The 16,804-nt window shown below is 39.0% G+C and carries 17 protein-coding genes; 14 read left to right on the plus strand and 3 right to left on the minus strand.

What is annotated here, in order from left to right:
• The first annotated feature begins 74 nt into the window (after window positions 1-74).
• The 13 genes from AC4HCY_RS07885 (at window position 75) to namA (ending at window position 13,979) form a co-directional block, all read left to right on the plus strand.
• The gene (locus AC4HCY_RS07885) at window positions 75-1,562 is read left to right on the plus strand and encodes a TIGR02677 family protein (protein ID WP_491095789.1); all 1,488 of its coding nucleotides are present in this window, start codon (window positions 75-77) and stop codon (window positions 1,560-1,562) included.
• A complete protein-coding gene (locus tag AC4HCY_RS07890; protein WP_491095790.1) occupies window positions 1,559-2,689 on the plus strand; it encodes a TIGR02678 family protein in 1,131 nt (376 codons plus the stop codon). The genes AC4HCY_RS07885 and AC4HCY_RS07890 overlap by 4 nt, the downstream gene beginning before the upstream one ends.
• Window positions 2,682-6,743, plus strand: a complete 4,062-nt coding sequence (locus AC4HCY_RS07895; protein ID WP_491095791.1) for a TIGR02680 family protein — start codon at window positions 2,682-2,684, stop codon at window positions 6,741-6,743. The genes AC4HCY_RS07890 and AC4HCY_RS07895 overlap by 8 nt, the downstream gene beginning before the upstream one ends.
• Window positions 6,744-6,782: 39 nt before the next feature.
• On the plus strand, window positions 6,783-8,054 hold the full coding sequence (locus tag AC4HCY_RS07900) for a TIGR02679 domain-containing protein (RefSeq protein ID WP_491095792.1): 1,272 nt from the start codon (window positions 6,783-6,785) through the stop codon (window positions 8,052-8,054).
• An 85-nt stretch (window positions 8,055-8,139) separates the two neighbouring features.
• Window positions 8,140-8,367, plus strand: coding sequence for a nucleotidyltransferase domain-containing protein (locus AC4HCY_RS07905; RefSeq protein ID WP_491095793.1), 228 nt, complete (start codon window positions 8,140-8,142; stop codon window positions 8,365-8,367).
• Between the two features lie 52 nt (window positions 8,368-8,419).
• Window positions 8,420-8,944: an FmdE family protein gene (locus tag AC4HCY_RS07910; protein WP_491095794.1), complete on the plus strand. Its 525-nt coding sequence runs from the start codon at window positions 8,420-8,422 to the stop codon at window positions 8,942-8,944.
• Window positions 8,945-9,357: 413 nt separating this feature from the next.
• Window positions 9,358-9,882: a hypothetical protein gene (locus AC4HCY_RS07915; RefSeq protein ID WP_491095795.1), complete on the plus strand. Its 525-nt coding sequence runs from the start codon at window positions 9,358-9,360 to the stop codon at window positions 9,880-9,882.
• Window positions 9,836-10,882, plus strand: coding sequence for a preprotein translocase subunit SecA (locus AC4HCY_RS07920; RefSeq protein WP_491095796.1), 1,047 nt, complete (start codon window positions 9,836-9,838; stop codon window positions 10,880-10,882). The genes AC4HCY_RS07915 and AC4HCY_RS07920 overlap by 47 nt, the downstream gene beginning before the upstream one ends.
• Window positions 10,883-10,976: 94 nt before the next feature.
• Window positions 10,977-11,342 (plus strand): ArsR/SmtB family transcription factor, encoded by a 366-nt coding sequence (locus AC4HCY_RS07925; RefSeq protein WP_491095797.1) that lies wholly within the window; start codon window positions 10,977-10,979, stop codon window positions 11,340-11,342.
• A gap of 13 nt (window positions 11,343-11,355) precedes the next feature.
• Window positions 11,356-11,727 carry a NifB/NifX family molybdenum-iron cluster-binding protein gene (locus tag AC4HCY_RS07930; RefSeq protein WP_323434066.1) on the plus strand — a complete coding sequence of 124 codons (372 nt, stop codon included), beginning with the start codon at window positions 11,356-11,358 and terminating at the stop codon, window positions 11,725-11,727.
• Between the two features lie 104 nt (window positions 11,728-11,831).
• A complete protein-coding gene (locus AC4HCY_RS07935; RefSeq protein WP_491095798.1) occupies window positions 11,832-12,062 on the plus strand; it encodes a DUF2164 domain-containing protein in 231 nt (76 codons plus the stop codon).
• A 48-nt stretch (window positions 12,063-12,110) separates the two neighbouring features.
• Window positions 12,111-12,935 (plus strand): carbon-nitrogen hydrolase family protein, encoded by an 825-nt coding sequence (locus AC4HCY_RS07940; protein ID WP_323434064.1) that lies wholly within the window; start codon window positions 12,111-12,113, stop codon window positions 12,933-12,935.
• 24 nt (window positions 12,936-12,959) lie between these two features.
• Window positions 12,960-13,979: an NADPH dehydrogenase NamA gene (gene namA, locus AC4HCY_RS07945; protein ID WP_491095799.1), complete on the plus strand. Its 1,020-nt coding sequence runs from the start codon at window positions 12,960-12,962 to the stop codon at window positions 13,977-13,979.
• 112 nt (window positions 13,980-14,091) lie between these two features.
• Here namA and AC4HCY_RS07950 read toward each other — a convergent pair whose 3' ends face one another.
• From AC4HCY_RS07950 to AC4HCY_RS07960, 3 genes are read right to left on the minus strand one after another with little or no spacing between them, the layout of a single operon-like run.
• Entirely contained in the window at window positions 14,092-14,823 is a 732-nt protein-coding gene (locus tag AC4HCY_RS07950; RefSeq protein ID WP_323434062.1) for an ABC transporter permease, read from the minus strand.
• Window positions 14,820-15,791, minus strand: coding sequence for an ABC transporter ATP-binding protein (locus AC4HCY_RS07955; protein WP_491095800.1), 972 nt, complete (start codon window positions 15,789-15,791; stop codon window positions 14,820-14,822). The genes AC4HCY_RS07950 and AC4HCY_RS07955 overlap by 4 nt, the downstream gene beginning before the upstream one ends.
• The gene (locus AC4HCY_RS07960) at window positions 15,763-16,191 is read right to left on the minus strand and encodes an ArsR/SmtB family transcription factor (protein ID WP_491095801.1); all 429 of its coding nucleotides are present in this window, start codon (window positions 16,189-16,191) and stop codon (window positions 15,763-15,765) included. Before AC4HCY_RS07960 ends, AC4HCY_RS07955 begins: the two co-directional genes overlap by 29 nt.
• 327 nt (window positions 16,192-16,518) lie before the next feature.
• Between AC4HCY_RS07960 and AC4HCY_RS07965 the strand changes: the two genes are divergently transcribed.
• Window positions 16,519-16,752, plus strand: a complete 234-nt coding sequence (locus AC4HCY_RS07965; RefSeq protein WP_323434058.1) for a glutaredoxin domain-containing protein — start codon at window positions 16,519-16,521, stop codon at window positions 16,750-16,752.
• Window positions 16,753-16,804: the final 52 nt, after the last annotated feature.

The raw sequence follows: 16,804 nt of genomic DNA on the forward strand, positions 1-16,804 counted from the left end.
CATGTTTTTGTATATACTTGTCTTTTATTTGCTATAATTGAAATGAGTATCTTTTGAAAATAACAGGAGAAAACATGATGAGAAATATTTTAGCCCCGGCATCTTTAAAGACTGTTGACGAGACAAGCTATTTGACTGCACAGAATGTAGAAAGATATAGAGGCATAATGCGTATTTTATATATTCAGCATCAACGTATGAAGTATTGGATGAAGAAAGAAGATATATTTGCACTGATGAAGGCCCATGAGATATTTGATGACTATACTATAGATGATTGTGAAAATGATCTAAGATCTTTAACAGAAAAGAAAAATTTAATAGCTGTTCAGGATACTTCCAAGGCTATGACCTTAGCAGAGTTTAAAAATAAAAGATTTAAATACAAGCTTTCAGATATTTCCATAGAGCTGGAAAGGCTTTTATATCGTTTGGAAAACTCCACCGGCATAAAGGGTTCCTTGGAGCCCAAGCTTTTTGAAAAGGTTTTAGGCCACATAAAAAAGATAAAAACTTTAAAATCTAAATCTTTAGGGGACTTAGGACAGTGGTGGAGAGATTTAAACAGCGATTTTGAAAGTGTAAACAAGGAGTACACGGACTTTATTTCGGCTCTATATGGAACAAACATGGAAAGCCTCATGTCTACGGAAGGGTTTTTGATATATAAGGATAAACTCATGAATTATTTGAATCAATTCATAAGTCAGGTTTTTTCCTATAAGCCCGCCATTGAACAGCAGCTGTTGAATGTTGACAAGGTCTATATGGATGAAATATTGGGAAGAGTTGCAGATTTTGAAGGAGAAGACCCAAAAAATTTATTGGGAAACGATAGAAAAACCATTGAAGAGGACATATGGATAAAATGGCAAAACATTTATCACTGGTTTGTAAACGGAGAAGAAGAATGCGAGGCTGACGCCCTGATCCATGCTACTACGGAAATAATACGAAAAATTACCTCTTATGCTTTGAGGATCATAGAGAGCAAGAATATAGTCTATAATAGAAAAGAAGAATACAAGCACCTTGCTTCTTTATTCAACAATCTGGATATGGATGGCTGCGCCAAGCTTTCTTCAGTGGTTTTCGGGGTATTCAATTCAAAACATATAAAAGGTAATTTTATTAAGACCAGTGAAAACCCCAATATTAGCATTCTGGATGATGAGCAATTTATTATAAAGATGAGGCCGAGAGTAAAAAGCTACAGGGAAAGGACAAAAGCCAATCCTATAAAAGATAATACTGCACAAAAGATGAAGGAGTATGAGGAATACAAGAGAATTCAACAAGAAGAGGAACAAATGTTAAGAGAATTGGCGAAGGACGGAAGGATATGCTTTAACAGACTGCCGATGGTCAATGAACGCGTGAGAAGAAGGCTCCTCATGTGGCTTCAGAGAGGTCTGACAGGCAAAAATGCCAAGACGGATACGGGTTTGGATTTCTATGTCGCGTTGCCCGATAAAGACAAGAGATGCCTGCTCACAAGCTATGATGGAGATATGGATATGCCTGCCTATGAGATAGTTTTCAAGGAGAATGAAGCATTATGATACCCTTTATTAATTTGATGGAAAATTTCTGGATATTGAAGGACAAGGATCGGGAGCTGTATTATGAGCTTAAGAATCTGGAACGGGACACAAGGGATTTTATAAGGGAGAAGCTGGGTTTTAACCTTGTAACAAATCAAAAGCTTGTGAAGCTGGAGAAAGTGCCTGAGAACCCGGCAGCCTGGATGGGGATAAAGAGCTTTACCGACCCTATGGACTATGTTTTACTATGCTTGCTTTTAAGCTTTTTAGAGGATAAGACCAATGATGAGCAGTTTCTTCTTTCACATATAACGGAACATATTCAGATAAATTATCCTAGCGGTGAGCTGGACTGGACTGTTTATCATAATAGAAAATCCTTGATAAGGGTTCTTAATTTTGCCCTAAATATGAGCTTTATTAAAATAGATGACGGCGATTTGGACATGTTTTCTGAAGATTATAATGCGGAAGTATTGTATGAAAACACAGGTATATCCCGATACTTTATAAGGAGCTTCAGCCGTCAGATAACCAACTTCAGCACTTATGATGAGATATTAAACAGTGAGTGGCTTTTCGGCGATGAGGATAAAGGCATAATAAGAAGGATGAGGGTTTATAGAAGTTTGTTTCTGGATGTGGCGGTTTACGGCAATGATATCAGCATGTTCGAATACATCAAGAGGCAAAGGCATATACTCCAAAGCGATATAGAAAAGTACCTGGAGGGTAACCTTCATATATATAAAAACGCTGCTTTTGTCGCTGTCGATGATTACAGATACAGGAATGCTTTTCCGGAGGACAAGAATCTTTCCGATATTTGCCTTTTAATATGCGGCACCATAGCAGAGAAAGTGCAAAAAGGCGAGTTGGATTTAAAAGCAGATGATACCCTATTGATAGATGGAAGTTGTTTTGACGGGATTTTGCAAATTTGCATAGAAAAATATAGGGAGCTATGGAGTAAGGAATACAGATTGAAAAGCTTCAATCTCCTAAGACAGGATGTTTTAGAATACATGTCATTGAATAAATTGATAGAATCAAGAGAAGATGGATTATTGATATTCCCTTTGGCCTTGAAATTCAAAGGGGAATACCCTCAGGATGTAATTGTGGAGGATAAAGAGGATGAATAGTAATAATAGTTGGCATCTGAATAGAGCCGGGCTTTTAGATTATTGGTATTATGACGAAGAATATTTCGATTTTTCCCATGGCAGGATGCTCATCAGAGGACAAAATGGTTCCGGCAAATCTGTAACCATGCAAAGCTTTATACCCTTGCTCTTAGACGGCAAGAAAAGTCCAGAAAGACTTGACCCTTTTAACTCAAGAGCCAGAAAGCTGGAAGATTATCTTCTTGGCGAATACGAAATAAACGGCAAGGAAGCCGGTTTGGGATATCTCTTTTTGGAATTCAAGAAAAAAGATGAGGATATATATGCCTCTATAGGCATGGGCATCAAGGCCAAAAGAGGCGTAGGCGTAACCGACAGCTGGTACTTCATACTAAATGACAATAGAAGAATCGGCATAGATGTTTTTCTTTATGATGAAGCAGAAGGTGAGAAGATTGCCCTGTCCAGAAAAAGACTGGAAAATGTGCTGGGCAGCGGGGGCAAGGTTTTAACAGGTCAAAAGGAATATGCTGTAGAGGTTAACAAACTGCTCTTCGGCTACGACAGCATAGAGGATTTTGAGGAAATGGTAGATCTGATTGTAAATATCAGGACACCAAAGCTATCAAGGGATATGAAGCCCTCTACTGTATATGACATAATGCAGAATTCATTGCCGGGCTTATCTGAGGATGACCTCAGGCAGCTGTCGGATACCATAGAAAACCTGGATTCATTGCAAACAAAGCTCAATGTGATAAAAGAGAGCTATCAAGGTGCTTCCAGGCTCAAGAATGACTATGACAGATATAATAAGTTCATGCTCTATGAAAAAATGAAGAAATATCTTGATATAAAAGGAGCTCTGGAAGACAAGAAAAAAGAGGTCAAAAAGCTTGAAAAGAAGCTGGAAGAGGGAGAAAAGGTCTATGAAAAGCTTCAAAATGAAGCAGAAGCTTTGGACAGTGAAGAAGAGACCTTGAAGATTAAACAAGAGCAGCTTCGGGAAAAAGAAGAATATAAGCTTGCTAAAGACTTGGTAAACATTAGAATGGAAAAGGCCGAATCAGAACAGAAAAAAGCTAAGCTGGAACAAAAAAAGGATGCCAAAGATAGGGCTCTCATGGATTTGACAAATGAAAGCCGCAGCTTAAAGGATGAAATATATATAATAGAAAAGAAAATTGATGATATTATTGAGGAAGCTTCAGAATTATGTAAGGATTTGAAGCTCTATCATCATGTTGAGATGATGGAGAAAGTCATGGGGATGGAGGTTATAAGTCTGTCTCACATGATGAAGGAGGCTAAAGAATTAAAGCATTCCATAGAAAAAATTAAAAATCTTCTTGCAAAGCTGGAGGAATTGGAAGAAAAGCGAGATGCAAAAGAGAAAGACAAGGACCACCAGCTCAAGGAAAAAGCTTTTTATGATAGACAACTGGAGCAGACTCAATTACAGATAGAGGAACATAAAACCTTGGCCAAGGAAATGATAAAGGACTATCTTAATAAAAATAATTATTTTAAGCTGGAAGGAGATAAAATCATATCCCTCTTTCAAAGAATAAATGCTATAAAGGGCAAGAATGAACGCAATTCTTTATATGATGTTTTAAATATAGGTTATAATGAAATCTGGTCTCAATATACCGGAGAAGAACAAAAGGTTGAATATGAGATAGAACAGATCAATAATTCCATAGATGAGTATAAGGAAGAAATTGAAAGGATAAAAAAGCAAAGCGAAAAGCCTTATCCCACAGAAGATTCTCGTATTCTTGCCAGAGAAAGGCTTGCTGCATTGGGAGTGCCTCATATTCCTTTTTATATGGCTGTGGATTTTGTCCACGGTGCAGACGATTATATGAAAGCCATAATAGAGCAGGGACTTATGGATATGGGCATATTGGACAGTCTGATAGTTCCTAAGAAATATTATGAAGTGACCAAGTATCTCACGGAAGATGTAAAAGATAGTGTTATTGTGCCTAAGCCCCAGCTCATGTCCCAGACTCTGGATGCATATTTGCAGCCCGCCAGATATGATACAGAAGGCATATCTCCTCAGGATGTGGCAGATGCCATAGCCAGCATAATGCTTAATCCCGACGAGATGACCCCATATTTGTGCGAAGATGGAAACTATGGCATGGGCATAGTAAGGGGGAGGACTTCTGTAAATTATATACCCAGATATATCGGCATAGAGTCCAGAAGGAGATACAAAGAACAGCTTATAAAGGAAACCGAAGAAAAAATCGGAAAACTGAAAGCCGTAAAAGAATCTCTTTTACATGATAAGCAAGTGATCACAGAGAAAATGAAAGCACTGAAATCCGAATATGATAATTTTCCGTACTTTGAGGATTTGGATGCAGCCTATGAATTTTTGGAAGAATATGAAGATAAAGAGAAGGATATAATCAGGGAGATAAACAATCTGGAGCAGGATATAAATGAGATAAGGAAAAATATGTTGAAAATTCGAGAGGATATTTCCGGATTAACTACAGGTATAGAGCTTAACCTCAGGTTAGAAATATATTTGGAAGCCCTGGATAATATCAGCAGCTATATAGATGCTTTAAATGATATGGAAAAGAATTTGCATCAAAGAAGCGGAAAAGTTGAACTTCTGCGGCATAAGGAAAACTACAGAGAAACTATGGAATATGAAATACAAGAGATTTTCTACGAGATTAGGGAAGAAATCAATAGGATCAAAAATAAAGAAGAACGAATCAAGCAGATAGAGGCATTGCTCACGGATAAAGATATAGCCAGCATAGACAAGGAAATAGCGGAGTGTGTAGAAAGACTGGAAAGAATCCCGAGGGAGAGGAAAGATAAGAACGACGCTAAAGAAAAGCAGTATGGTGATAATGTAAGGGACAGAAAAGAACTGTGGGACAAAAAACAGGATATAGAAAGCCTTATAGCTCAATCAAATGACTCCTCCACAGCATTGGAGGAAGAGCTGGAATTCGGGTTTTTGGCAGATCTTCAGGAGGCGGATTTAGACCGTCTTTCGGAGGAAAAGGTCAAAGAATATGATGAGATTTTTAAAGGAGATTTGGATAGAAAGGAAGAAATAAGCAGCAAGCTGCACACCCAACTAAATGCCAACCAGGCAGCATTGGTGGATTATTTTCCTAACCTGGAGCTTAGACCATACTCTACAGTTGGATCCAGGCTGGTTTTATCCTTCAGGGCAGATGGAAGCATTAAGACTTTGTATCAATTGATGGAGATACTAAAGCTAAGGATGGATGAATATGAATTTTTGATATTGGATGAAGAAAGAAGACTTTTTGAAGATATACTGGCCAACAGCATCAGCAGCAAAATTATCGCCAGGATCAGAAAAGCACGAAAATGGATAGACAACATGAACAAAATAATGAAGGATATGGATACCTCCAGCGGACTTACCTTCCAAATAAGCTGGGAACCCAAAACCGCCGAAGACGAAGATGAGCTCAATACCACAGAGCTTGTGAAGCTTTTATCCGTAGATCCGGCGGTTATAAAAGACAACGAAAGGCGGAAGATCACCCTTCATTTCAAAGCCAGAATAGACAGAGCGAGAAAGTATAGAGACGATGGCAGCAACTATTCGGCTTTGCATGTAATTATGAGGGAAATTCTGGATTACAGACAATGGTATCAATTCAGGCTCTTCTATCAAAAGACCGGGGAGAGCAGGAGGGAGCTATCCAACCATGCCTACGACATATTCAGCGGCGGAGAGAAGGCCATGTCCATGTATGTGCCTCTTTTTGCGGCTATTTATGCCAAGTATGATAATGCAAGACCTGATGCTCCGAAGATAATAGCTATGGATGAAGCCTTTGCAGGAGTGGATGAAAACAACATAGAGAATATGTTTAGATTAATTGAGAGTCTTGACTTTAATTTTATTATTAATTCTCAAGCTCTATGGGGTGACTATTCAACTATCCCTGCCCTTTCAATATATGAATTGGTAAGGAGCAGGAACAGCGGGACTGTGCTTAAGGTAAAATATAAATGGAACGGCAAGCAGAGGATAATGGAAGGTATAAGCTAAGATTGCAATGCCAGTGGGGGGAAGGAGGTTTTTCACATCTTGGATATATATTCAGAATGCATGGAATACTTCAGCCAAAGAGGCTTCAGGAGGGTGTTGGAAGAGGTATATAAAAAGTATTGCTCCTTAAGCCGATTGGGGGGAAATGTTTATATAGATAATCCTTCAATTGACGAGGAGGAAGTGTTATCAAGATTTTTTCGTAAGGATTTTTCCGGGCAGGGCAGGATAAAAATTGAAATAAAGGATTTTGAGAAAAAGCTTAAGGAAACCAAGTTTGAAGATTTTGAGATCATGGATATTGTTGAAGCAGTATTAAATAAAAAAGCTCTGACTCAAAAAGAAGCAGAGCATCGTGAAAAAGAGGAAAGAAAAAAGCTGTTTCAGGGCCTGGTTGATTCTTTCAACAGCATCATAGTGACAGATTTAATTGAGGATATTATAGAAAAGCCACAAGAGTATAAAATGATATATGCTAAAATGAAGGATAAGAAAAAACTGAAAAAAGAACTCCTTAGTGTATGCAAAGCCATAATAAACATGCCTCAAGAAGACAAATTAAGACTCCCTGTGTTCGCAGCAAATATTACTACAGATCCTCACTATTTTGATTTAAGCAATGATGCGGGCAGATTGTTGATAAAGGCTCTTTCCTTTATTAAAAAATGCCCATATCCATCAAATTCAGAGGAAAGAGCGGAGCTTTTATTTGACAGCGGCATACTCATCGACGAGCTTTCAAATCATGCCATAGTAAATGGACTATTAGCATTTCAAGACGGGTTGGAGGATAAAGTATGGAGTGCCGCCCTGGCACAAGAACAGCCTATGGTAATGACTTTGTATAATCTTAACAGGATTGGCAGCATCGTCAGCCCAAGAAACTATGTCATAGCAGTGGAGAATCCATCCGTCTTTTCTGCAATTATAGAGTATGATTCCAAAATACCATGCATATGCGTCAACGGCCAACCCAAGCTGGCGGTGCTTATTGTGCTAAGGCTGTTGGATCAGTCTGGTTGCCCTATATTCTATTCGGGGGATTTGGATCCGGAGGGACTGCTCATTGCAGATAAGCTGTGGAGAAAGTTTGATAATATCAAGCTTTGCTGCATGGATATTGTACATTATGAGAAATCTCTTTCAAATGTAAAGCTTAATGAGAAAAGGCTAAAGGCGCTGGACAATATAGAACACCCTGATCTAAAAGCTTTGGCTGAAGAGATTAAGGGAAAAGGCTTTGCAGGGTATCAGGAAAAGATTATTGATGAGATATTGGATTTTATATTATTAAAATGTAAGGGAGCTTGATTAGATTGAGCAAAATGGAATACCAGAAAAAAGCTTAGAATTAATTAGAAAGGCTCTATCTAAATGGGGAGAAATAGAAAAGGTATTGATCTTTGAAAGCCGTGCCATGGGAAATTATAAAAGGGGCTCTGATGTTGATCTGTGTATTTTTGGTTCTAAGGTTACAGAAGAAGTAGTAAATAAATTAAGCATTGAACTGGATGAGATGCTTCCGCTGCCTTATTATTTTGATGTGATTCACTATGGATCTATTGTTAATGAAGAACTAAAGGATCACATTGATACTTATGGTATAGTATTTTATGGAAATTGATATTATTGGTAATAAGTAATATACTAAGCTTATATAACATGGAGGTTTTATAGTGAATAAAGAATTATGGGATAAATGTGTGCAGTTTCATGGTCATGAATGCCCAGGATTAGCTATCGGATTTAAGGCCGCCGAAGCCGCAATAGCCAAATTAGGAATAGGATTTTCACCGGATGAGGAAATAGTTTGCGTTACTGAGAATGATGCCTGCGGTGTAGATGCAATACAAGTAATAACAGGCTGCACCTGCGGCAAGGGGAATCTTATATTCAGAGACAGAGGGAAAAGCGCATACAGCTTTTTTGAAAGAAGCACAGGAAAAAGTATAAGATTGGTTTTAAAGCCCTTTGTTCGAAACATGGACAGAAAGGAAAAGCAAGAATACTTGCTGAACTCTTCTGCAGAGGATTTATTTGAATATAAAAAGCCTCATTACTCTTTGCCTCAGAAGGCAAAGATATTTCAGACAATCATTTGCGAAAATTGCGGAGAAGGAGCATCAGACCATAAAATAAGATTTATGGATGGAAAAAAGGTTTGCCTGGATTGCTTTGAGGAATACAGCAGAGGATTTTGATGGAAACAGGGGTGAAATAAGCGCATGATATATACCATTGCCTTCCTGACGGTAATAGCAGCAGGCTTGGCTCTAATAGCCAAGCAATTTTTTATAGCTTCTTTATGCAGGAATGAAGCTTTATTATCATGCGTTTTTTTACTCGTCGCAAATATACAGGTTTTATATCAGTGTTTTTTGATAAAAATAGGACTGGACTCTTTCATTGAAAGGGCTTGCCGTTTTTTCAACTCTTCAAACCATTTCATGCTTTCTTTGGATATAATCTTTTTCTTCAGCAGCCTTATGCTTATCTATTATAATACCTTAAAATTAGATGATTCCTTTTCTGTAAAATAATCAAGCATATATTGAGTTCGTACGGTTTTATAGCCTATATGATTAATTTTGTTATTTACAGGAGGGATTTTTTAATGTTCAAAAAACTAGGCTACTTTAATGATTTTGTCAAGGATTGGTATAACCCTGTTGAATATGATCTAAAGCCTTATTATAAGATTTTGAACGAGATCAATGATATAAAAATAAATGCTTTAAGCGACAATGAATTGAAGAGTATATCAAGGAAGCTGAAGCAGCAGGCTGAAAGAGGAGAATCGGAAGATAAACTTCTGGCAGAAGCCTTTGCCCTTGTACGGGAAGCTTCATACCGTATACTAGGGCTATATCCTTTTGACGTCCAAATCGTTGCAGGCATTGCTCTTCATAAAGGCAAGATCGTAGAAATGCAGACCGGAGAAGGCAAAACCCTGGCGGCTGTAGCACCTGCCTATTTGAATGCCTTATGCAGCAAGGGAGTTCATATATTGACCTTTAATGATTATCTGGCATCCAGGGATGCACAATGGATGGGACCTGTTTATGAATTTCTGGGATTAAAGGCAGCCTGTTTTGATAGGTACGGCAAGCATAGAGGAATCAGAAAGCCTTGCAAATGATCTTAACAAGGCTGGAGTGATATGCCGGATACTAAATGCAAAGAATGACTCGATGGAAGCAAAAATAATAGCAAAAGCAGGGGAGCTTGGAGCGGTAACTGTCTCTACCAATATGGCGGGACGGGGTGTAGACATAAAGCTTGGCGGGGTTAATGAAGAACGAAGAGATGAAGTCGCTGTATTAGGCGGGTTATATGTGATTGGAACAAATCGCCACGAAAGCAGAAGAATTGATGATCAGCTCCGAGGCAGGGCAGGACGTCAGGGTGACCCGGGAGAAAGCAGATTCTTTATCAGCCTTGAGGATGATCTGATAAAAAAGTATGGAATCATAAAGGCAACAGATATAAATGATTATACTGTTAAGCTGAAAGACTCTGCTGAACATGCCTCAGTAAAGCATGCCATAGAAAAAGGGCAAAGAATAGTGGAGGGCTATAATTCGGATATGAGAAGGCAGCTGTGGAAATACTCTTATATAATTGAACAGCAGCGCCGCATTATACATAACAGGCGGCAGGATATATTGTATGATGGGGTTCGCCTGGAGCTGCTGTCTGTTAAAGCTGCTGATAGATACTTTTCACTTGTGGAGGATATAGGGGAAGCAGCTTTGCATAGAGCAGAAAAGCAGATAACTCTATATTGCATAAACAAATGCTGGGCTGATTATCTTGACTATATATCCTATGTGCAAGAAGGGATACATTTAGTTTCTTTAGGAAATAGAAATCCTTTGGATGAATTTCAGAGAATTGCTGTTGAGACCTATGAAAATATGTTGATGGAGATAGATTCAGAGATAGTGGATATTTTCAACAGAGCTAAAGCGGATGAAAATGGAGTTGTACTGGATGATGAAATCCTAAAAGGGCCATCATCTACCTGGACATATTTGATGAATGATAGTCCGGATCAGTTCAGCCGCCTTCCGTTCTTGGTCAAAGCTGCTTCTACCTACGTCAAAGGCACTCTTTTTTCGGTGCGGTCAATTTTTTAAAAATTTTTCTGATTTTATCATTTGCATGAATTGACAAAAGCACTTAAGGGATATATTATTTAATTAAGTAAATGCTTAATCAAAAGGAGAAACAATGGATTTTATTCTACAGTTATTTAAAGCCCTTGGGGATGAAACCAGGCTAAAAATACTTATAATTCTTTCAAGAAAGAGGATATGTGCCAAAGGAGTAGCAAGGCATTTGAATCTTTCCGAAGCAGCCGTTTCTCAACATTTGAAGATTCTTAGGGATGCAGGGTTGATAGAAGGCAGAAAATCAGGATATTTTGTTCATTATGATGTTCAGAAGCAGGTTTTATCACAAATTATAGAATTTATAAACCAATTGAGGGATGATAATTCATTCATAGCTTTTAATCATGACTTGAATATTCCCGATGACTGTGAAGTATTATGCTCATCAAGAAAAGCAAGATGCTGTAAAAACCATAAACGTTGAAAGGAGAATAAATATGAAGGTATGTATTCCTGTGGAAGAAAATAAAGGCTTGGAAAGTGTCGCCTATAATCATTTCGGCTCAGCCCCTTTCTTCCTTGTATATGATTTGAATGATCAGAAAATGAAGGTGATCGACAATGGAGACTTGCATCATGAGCATGGGATGTGCCAGCCGCTAAAGGCCCTTGGAGGAGAAAAGATAGATGCCATCCTGGTAGCAGGTATCGGAGCAGGGGCATTGACAAAGCTGAACAATCAGGGGGTAAAAGTCTATAAGGTAAAGGAAGGAACAGTATCGGAAAATATTGATCTTTTCAAGAAAAACCAATTGCCTGAATTTGCAGTCAGCAGCTGCTGCAGCCATCACGGAGGATGCGGGCATTAATAAAGCCAATGAAGCCCATAGCGTATATGTTTTGTATATGCTATGGGCTTCATTAAACTTTGATAAATTTATATATTGTATAATGTTATGTAAGGAGGGGGAGCATGAGTAAGAAAATAGAGTTAAGCAAAGAGAAAAGGGACCACATGATATCCTTGATCAAGAACTACTTTCTGAAAGAGAGGGGTGAGGATTTAGGCGATTTGGCTTCGACTCTGATATTAGATTTCTTTACAGATAAATTAGCCCCGGAATTTTATAATCAGGGTGTCTATGATTCATATAAATATTTTACGGAAAGAATTGAAGACTTACTGGAAATTCAAAAGTACTAGCAATCTATAATTTTTTTTATTACAAGCACAGCATAAAGGAGGTATTCTATGAGAAATGTAAAAGTAGGCATATGCCAGATGCAGGTTGAATTAGACAAGAATATAAACCTTCAAAAGGCAGAAAATATGATAAGAGAAGCAGCAGGATGTGGCAGCAATATTGTGATTTTGCCTGAAATGTTCAACTGCCCTTATGACACTAAGTATTTTCCTGTATTTGCAGAAGCTTATCCGGGAGATACTTCAGATATGCTGTCCCATCTGGCAAAAGAACTGGGAGTATGCATAATTGGAGGCTCAATACCGGAGAAGGATGGAGATGCCATATATAATACTTCATATTCATTTGACAAGGAAGGGAAGCTTATAGGAAAGCATCGGAAGATGCATCTGTTTGATATTGATGTTGAAGGCGGAGTAAGATTCAAGGAATCAGATGTTTTAGGGTACGGGCAGGAAGCAACCGTATTTGATACCGAGTATTGCAAAGTAGGCGTGGCCATATGCTATGATATGCGGTTCCCGGAGCTGATAAGGCTTATGTGCAAAGCAGGAGCCGAAATAATAGTAATACCTGCCGCCTTTAACATGACCACAGGCCCTGCTCATTGGGAGATAACAGTCAGGACCAGAGCACTTGATAACCAGGTATATTTTATTGCAGCATCTTCCTCGAGAAACTTAGATTTTACTTACCATGCTTACGGACATTCATGTATTGCAAATCCATGGGGAGCTATAATAAAGGAAGCAGATGAAAAAGAATACATCCTCTATGGTGAGCTGGATTTGGATATGGTTCAAAAGGTTAGAAAAGAGCTGCCCTTGTTAAAACATCTCAGGAATGACATATATGAGGTATGTAAAAAATAGAGAAATGAAAGGAGATTGTTGCTTATGCCAAAGCTTTTTTCAAGCGTAAAGATTAAGGATCTAGAGTCGAGAAACAGAATTGTCATGCCCCCAATGTGCATGTATAGCTCAGATAGCGAGGGCAAGGCAAATTCATGGCATTTTATCCATTATTCCACCAGGTCCATAGGGGGCGTAGGATTAGTAATCATTGAAGCAACAGCGGTTGAGCCAAGAGGGAGATTATCAGACAGGGACCTTGGACTTTGGAATGATTCCCAGATTGAAGGCTTGAGCAAAATAGTGGAGGAAGTAAAAAAGCATGGAGCTAAAATTGGTATACAGATAAATCACGCAGGGAGAAAATGCGGAGCTGATGAGGATGTGATCATAGCACCAAGCTCCATAGCCTTTGATGAAAGCTACAAGACGCCTGTTGAGATGACCAAAGAAGATATAAGGGAGACTGTGGATTTGTTCAAGGAAGCTGCATCCAGGGCTTATAAAGCATGGTTTGATTTGATAGAAATTCATGGAGCCCATGGGTATTTGATAAACCAATTCCTGTCACCTTTATCGAATCGCAGAACCGACGAATATGGAGGAAGCCTTGAGAACAGGGCAAGATTCCTTAAGGAAATCATACAGGCAGTAAGAACGGTATGGCCGTCATCAAAGCCTCTGGCTGTGAGGGTGTCTGCGGAGGATTATGCTGAAGGAGGAAATCACGACACTGATCTGGCGGGAATAATTAACATGGTTAAGTCGGAAGGCGTTGATATTGTTCATGTAAGCTCCGGAGCAGTGGTGCCTGTGAAGATGAAGGTTTATCCGGGATATCAGATAAAATTCGCAGAAACCATAAAGAGAATAACCGGATTATGTGTTATAGCGGGCGGATTGATAACTGAAGCTGCAATGGCAGAGGAGATAGTGCAAAATGAAAGGGCGGATATGGTCTTCATGGGTCGGGAGCTGCTGAGAAATCCATATTTTCCGCTCAACTCAGCCAAGGAGCTGAGAGAGGAAATTCCGTGGCCATATCAATATGAGAGAGGACTTTAGAAGTAATGGAGTTGTTTAAGTCGCTATAGCAACAAAAAGAAGTTAATTTTAATGAAAAACCAAGAGAATAATTTAGCCCATATAAATTGGATTTGCAAATATCGTATATTTTTTATAAAATCCATTTGCGGTTAATATTGTACCGGCAAATTACAAATAGGAATACTGCAAAGGCTAAAAGAACAGGAATACATAACAATGATGGCATGGTATTTGTTTGAGCGATTGCACCGTTTAGAATATCTGTACCATAGGTGAGCGGCAAGCAGTATGAAAGAAGCCTGAAAAATGCAGGCAACTCATGAATTGGAATAAATAAACCGCAAAGAAAAAGCATTGGAAAACGGAAAAAGTTTGAAAAGGTCTGTGCCTCGAATACCTCTTTTGCAGAAACTGCAATTAGCAAGCCGAGCAGCGTTGAAGTTATGGAGATTAAACATACAGCCAGAAGAACGACGCCCCAGTTTACTCCGGTGAGATCAGCAAAAAAAGCTGCGACCGCGGCGGGAATAAAAGCATTTAAAATTCCGAAAAGCACAGCCCCTGTAATTTTCGCCAGCACCATCGTATTCAGACTGATGGGAGCCAACAAAAGGCGTTCGAAAGAGCGTCCTTTGCGTTCAAAGGTGATGGTCACGGCAAGCATGGATGTGGTTCCGAACAGTATGCTCATGGACATTAAGCCAGGCAAAAACTCTATGATATTCAAGCTGCCTGAGCGGATAAATTGCATAAGGGTCCACGATAAAGGGAAAATAATGCCCCAGCTTATATTAGGCGGTTTCAGATAGTAATTTTGAATGTCCTTTTTTAAGATGCTCCAAAATGCAATCCAGCTTTTCATTTGCCAGCAACTCCTTTTTCCTTCTCCTTTTCCAACTTCTCTGCCTCAATCCCAGTGACTTTTACAAATACATCTTCCAGCGTAGGGCTCAATTGCCTTGCTTCGTAAATTGAAACTCCCTTTTCATCAAAATATTGTATCACGGGGAGCAAGGGTATCCTATTTTGCGATGCCAACACGAGCGAATTATTTTGACTTGCCTTGATGTTGCAACCTTCAAAACGAGCTTGCAAATCAACTGCATATTTCATGATGCTTTCTTCTGCCGAAAGCCGTATCATATAACCGTGGGATATGCTTTCCATCAATTCGGGTATGCTGCCTATAGCTATTATCTTGCCTGATACTATAAATGCGATGCGGTCACAAATACGCTCCGCGTCTTCTATATAGTGCGTGGTGATAAAAACCGTAGTACCTTGATTCTTCAATTCAACGATCAACTCACGTATTTGTCGTGCGCTTTCAATATCAATGCCAGTTGTCGGCTCATCAAGAAATAAGATTTGAGGCGAATGAATGATGCCTGCTGCAATGACCAGCTTGCGTCGCATACCTTTTGAGTATGCTTTAAAAGGGCGCTTGCCCGCTTCGGTTAAACGAAACTCATCTAAAAGTTGTTTTGCTTTAGACTCCCGCTCTTCTTTTCTCATACCATATAGGGAAGCACAAAAACAAAGATTTTCAAAGCCGTCCAGTTCATCATACAGATTGCTTTCATCCGGCACAATTCCCATGATGGATTGTGCTTTTTTCACCTGCTTTCTTACATCGATTCCTTTTATAATTATGGTGCCCTCAGTCGGCTTCGCCAGACCGATCATCATATTGATGGTTGACGTTTTGCCCGCACCGTTCGGGCCTAAAAATCCGAATATCTCGCCTTGGCCTATAGAAAAATCCACTCCATTTACTGCTGCAAAATCTCCATAAGTCTTTTTAAGGTTTGTGACATTTACAATGTCCATGATGCATGTCCTCCTTATCATCAGGAATAGAGCCATGGCAAAGATTTTCGGTGCCATCAATGCATTCACCTTTGACATGGCATTTTTCTTGTTCAGATGAAAGGCACCTGCCTTTTTCCGGAGTGCAGGTTTCGCGCTCTATAGACGCCAACGCTATAATCTCTTCGGCCAACTCACGCAATACCGAGCGTTTCACATCATAGTGCATAAAATAGCCGTGCTTTTCGCCAGAAATCAATCCTGCTTCCCGTAATATTTTCAAGTGCTGTGATATAGTGGCTTCCGATAACTCAAGGTTCCTTGCCAATGCCCGTACGCAACAATTATGTTCCAAGAGCAGCGTCAGAATCTTCATTCGCGTTTCATCGGCAATGGCTTTTAATACTGATGTCCTATCCATTTAGGATACCTCCGGAATCTAATTTGGTGTTTACCTAATTGGATTATATCGCAGGCATTTGATTAGGTAAATAACTAAATAAAATATGATTGACAGCCTAAAAGAAATAAGGTTTATATAGAATTCATAAAATAATATCATGGGGTATTGATTTGAGATATAAACCGTGCTATGATATACCTGTAGGGGGTATACGTATAATGACAAAAATGTATATATTCCTATGACTATTACTATTAATGAAGCAAGGTGCCCGCAAAATCATCCCTGTCCTTCTGTGAAGGTATGTCCTGCGGGTGCATTGATAGATTTTGAGGAGGTGATTTCATGAGCGTTACAGTATACTCAACTCCCACATGTCCATGGTGCCATAAAGTTAAGGATTATTTAGAATTCAAAGAGGTAAGATTCAAAGACATCAATGTGGCAGCCGACAGATCGGGTGCTATGGAAATGATCAGAAAATCAGGACAAAGCGGAGTGCCTGTAATAGATATTGATGGAAACATAGTAATAGGCTTCGATCAAGCCAAAATAGACATGCTTTTAAAAAGATCATAAATTACACAAGTAAGCTTCCAACCCTAAATAAATGGTATGGCTAAAAGCCATA

The organism is Lutispora sp. QWL-02, assembly GCF_058315355.1.

What these genes read in the sequence shown, in the direction of transcription:
- AC4HCY_RS07935 (WP_491095798.1), top strand. Translation starts at nt 11,832, where the DNA reads ATGAGTAAGAAAATAGAGTTAAGCAAAGAGAAAAGGGACCACATGATA.
- AC4HCY_RS07925 (WP_491095797.1), top strand. Translation starts at nt 10,977, where the DNA reads ATGGATTTTATTCTACAGTTATTTAAAGCCCTTGGGGATGAAACCAGG.
- AC4HCY_RS07885 (WP_491095789.1), top strand. Translation starts at nt 75, where the DNA reads ATGATGAGAAATATTTTAGCCCCGGCATCTTTAAAGACTGTTGACGAG.
- AC4HCY_RS07930 (WP_323434066.1), top strand. Translation starts at nt 11,356, where the DNA reads ATGAAGGTATGTATTCCTGTGGAAGAAAATAAAGGCTTGGAAAGTGTC.
- AC4HCY_RS07915 (WP_491095795.1), top strand. Translation starts at nt 9,358, where the DNA reads ATGTTCAAAAAACTAGGCTACTTTAATGATTTTGTCAAGGATTGGTAT.
- AC4HCY_RS07965 (WP_323434058.1), top strand. Translation starts at nt 16,519, where the DNA reads ATGAGCGTTACAGTATACTCAACTCCCACATGTCCATGGTGCCATAAA.
- namA (WP_491095799.1), top strand. Translation starts at nt 12,960, where the DNA reads ATGCCAAAGCTTTTTTCAAGCGTAAAGATTAAGGATCTAGAGTCGAGA.
- AC4HCY_RS07895 (WP_491095791.1), top strand. Translation starts at nt 2,682, where the DNA reads ATGAATAGTAATAATAGTTGGCATCTGAATAGAGCCGGGCTTTTAGAT.
- AC4HCY_RS07950 (WP_323434062.1), bottom strand. Translation starts at nt 14,823, where the DNA reads ATGAAAAGCTGGATTGCATTTTGGAGCATCTTAAAAAAGGACATTCAA.
- AC4HCY_RS07890 (WP_491095790.1), top strand. Translation starts at nt 1,559, where the DNA reads ATGATACCCTTTATTAATTTGATGGAAAATTTCTGGATATTGAAGGAC.
- AC4HCY_RS07955 (WP_491095800.1), bottom strand. Translation starts at nt 15,791, where the DNA reads ATGGACATTGTAAATGTCACAAACCTTAAAAAGACTTATGGAGATTTT.
- AC4HCY_RS07940 (WP_323434064.1), top strand. Translation starts at nt 12,111, where the DNA reads ATGAGAAATGTAAAAGTAGGCATATGCCAGATGCAGGTTGAATTAGAC.
- AC4HCY_RS07960 (WP_491095801.1), bottom strand. Translation starts at nt 16,191, where the DNA reads ATGGATAGGACATCAGTATTAAAAGCCATTGCCGATGAAACGCGAATG.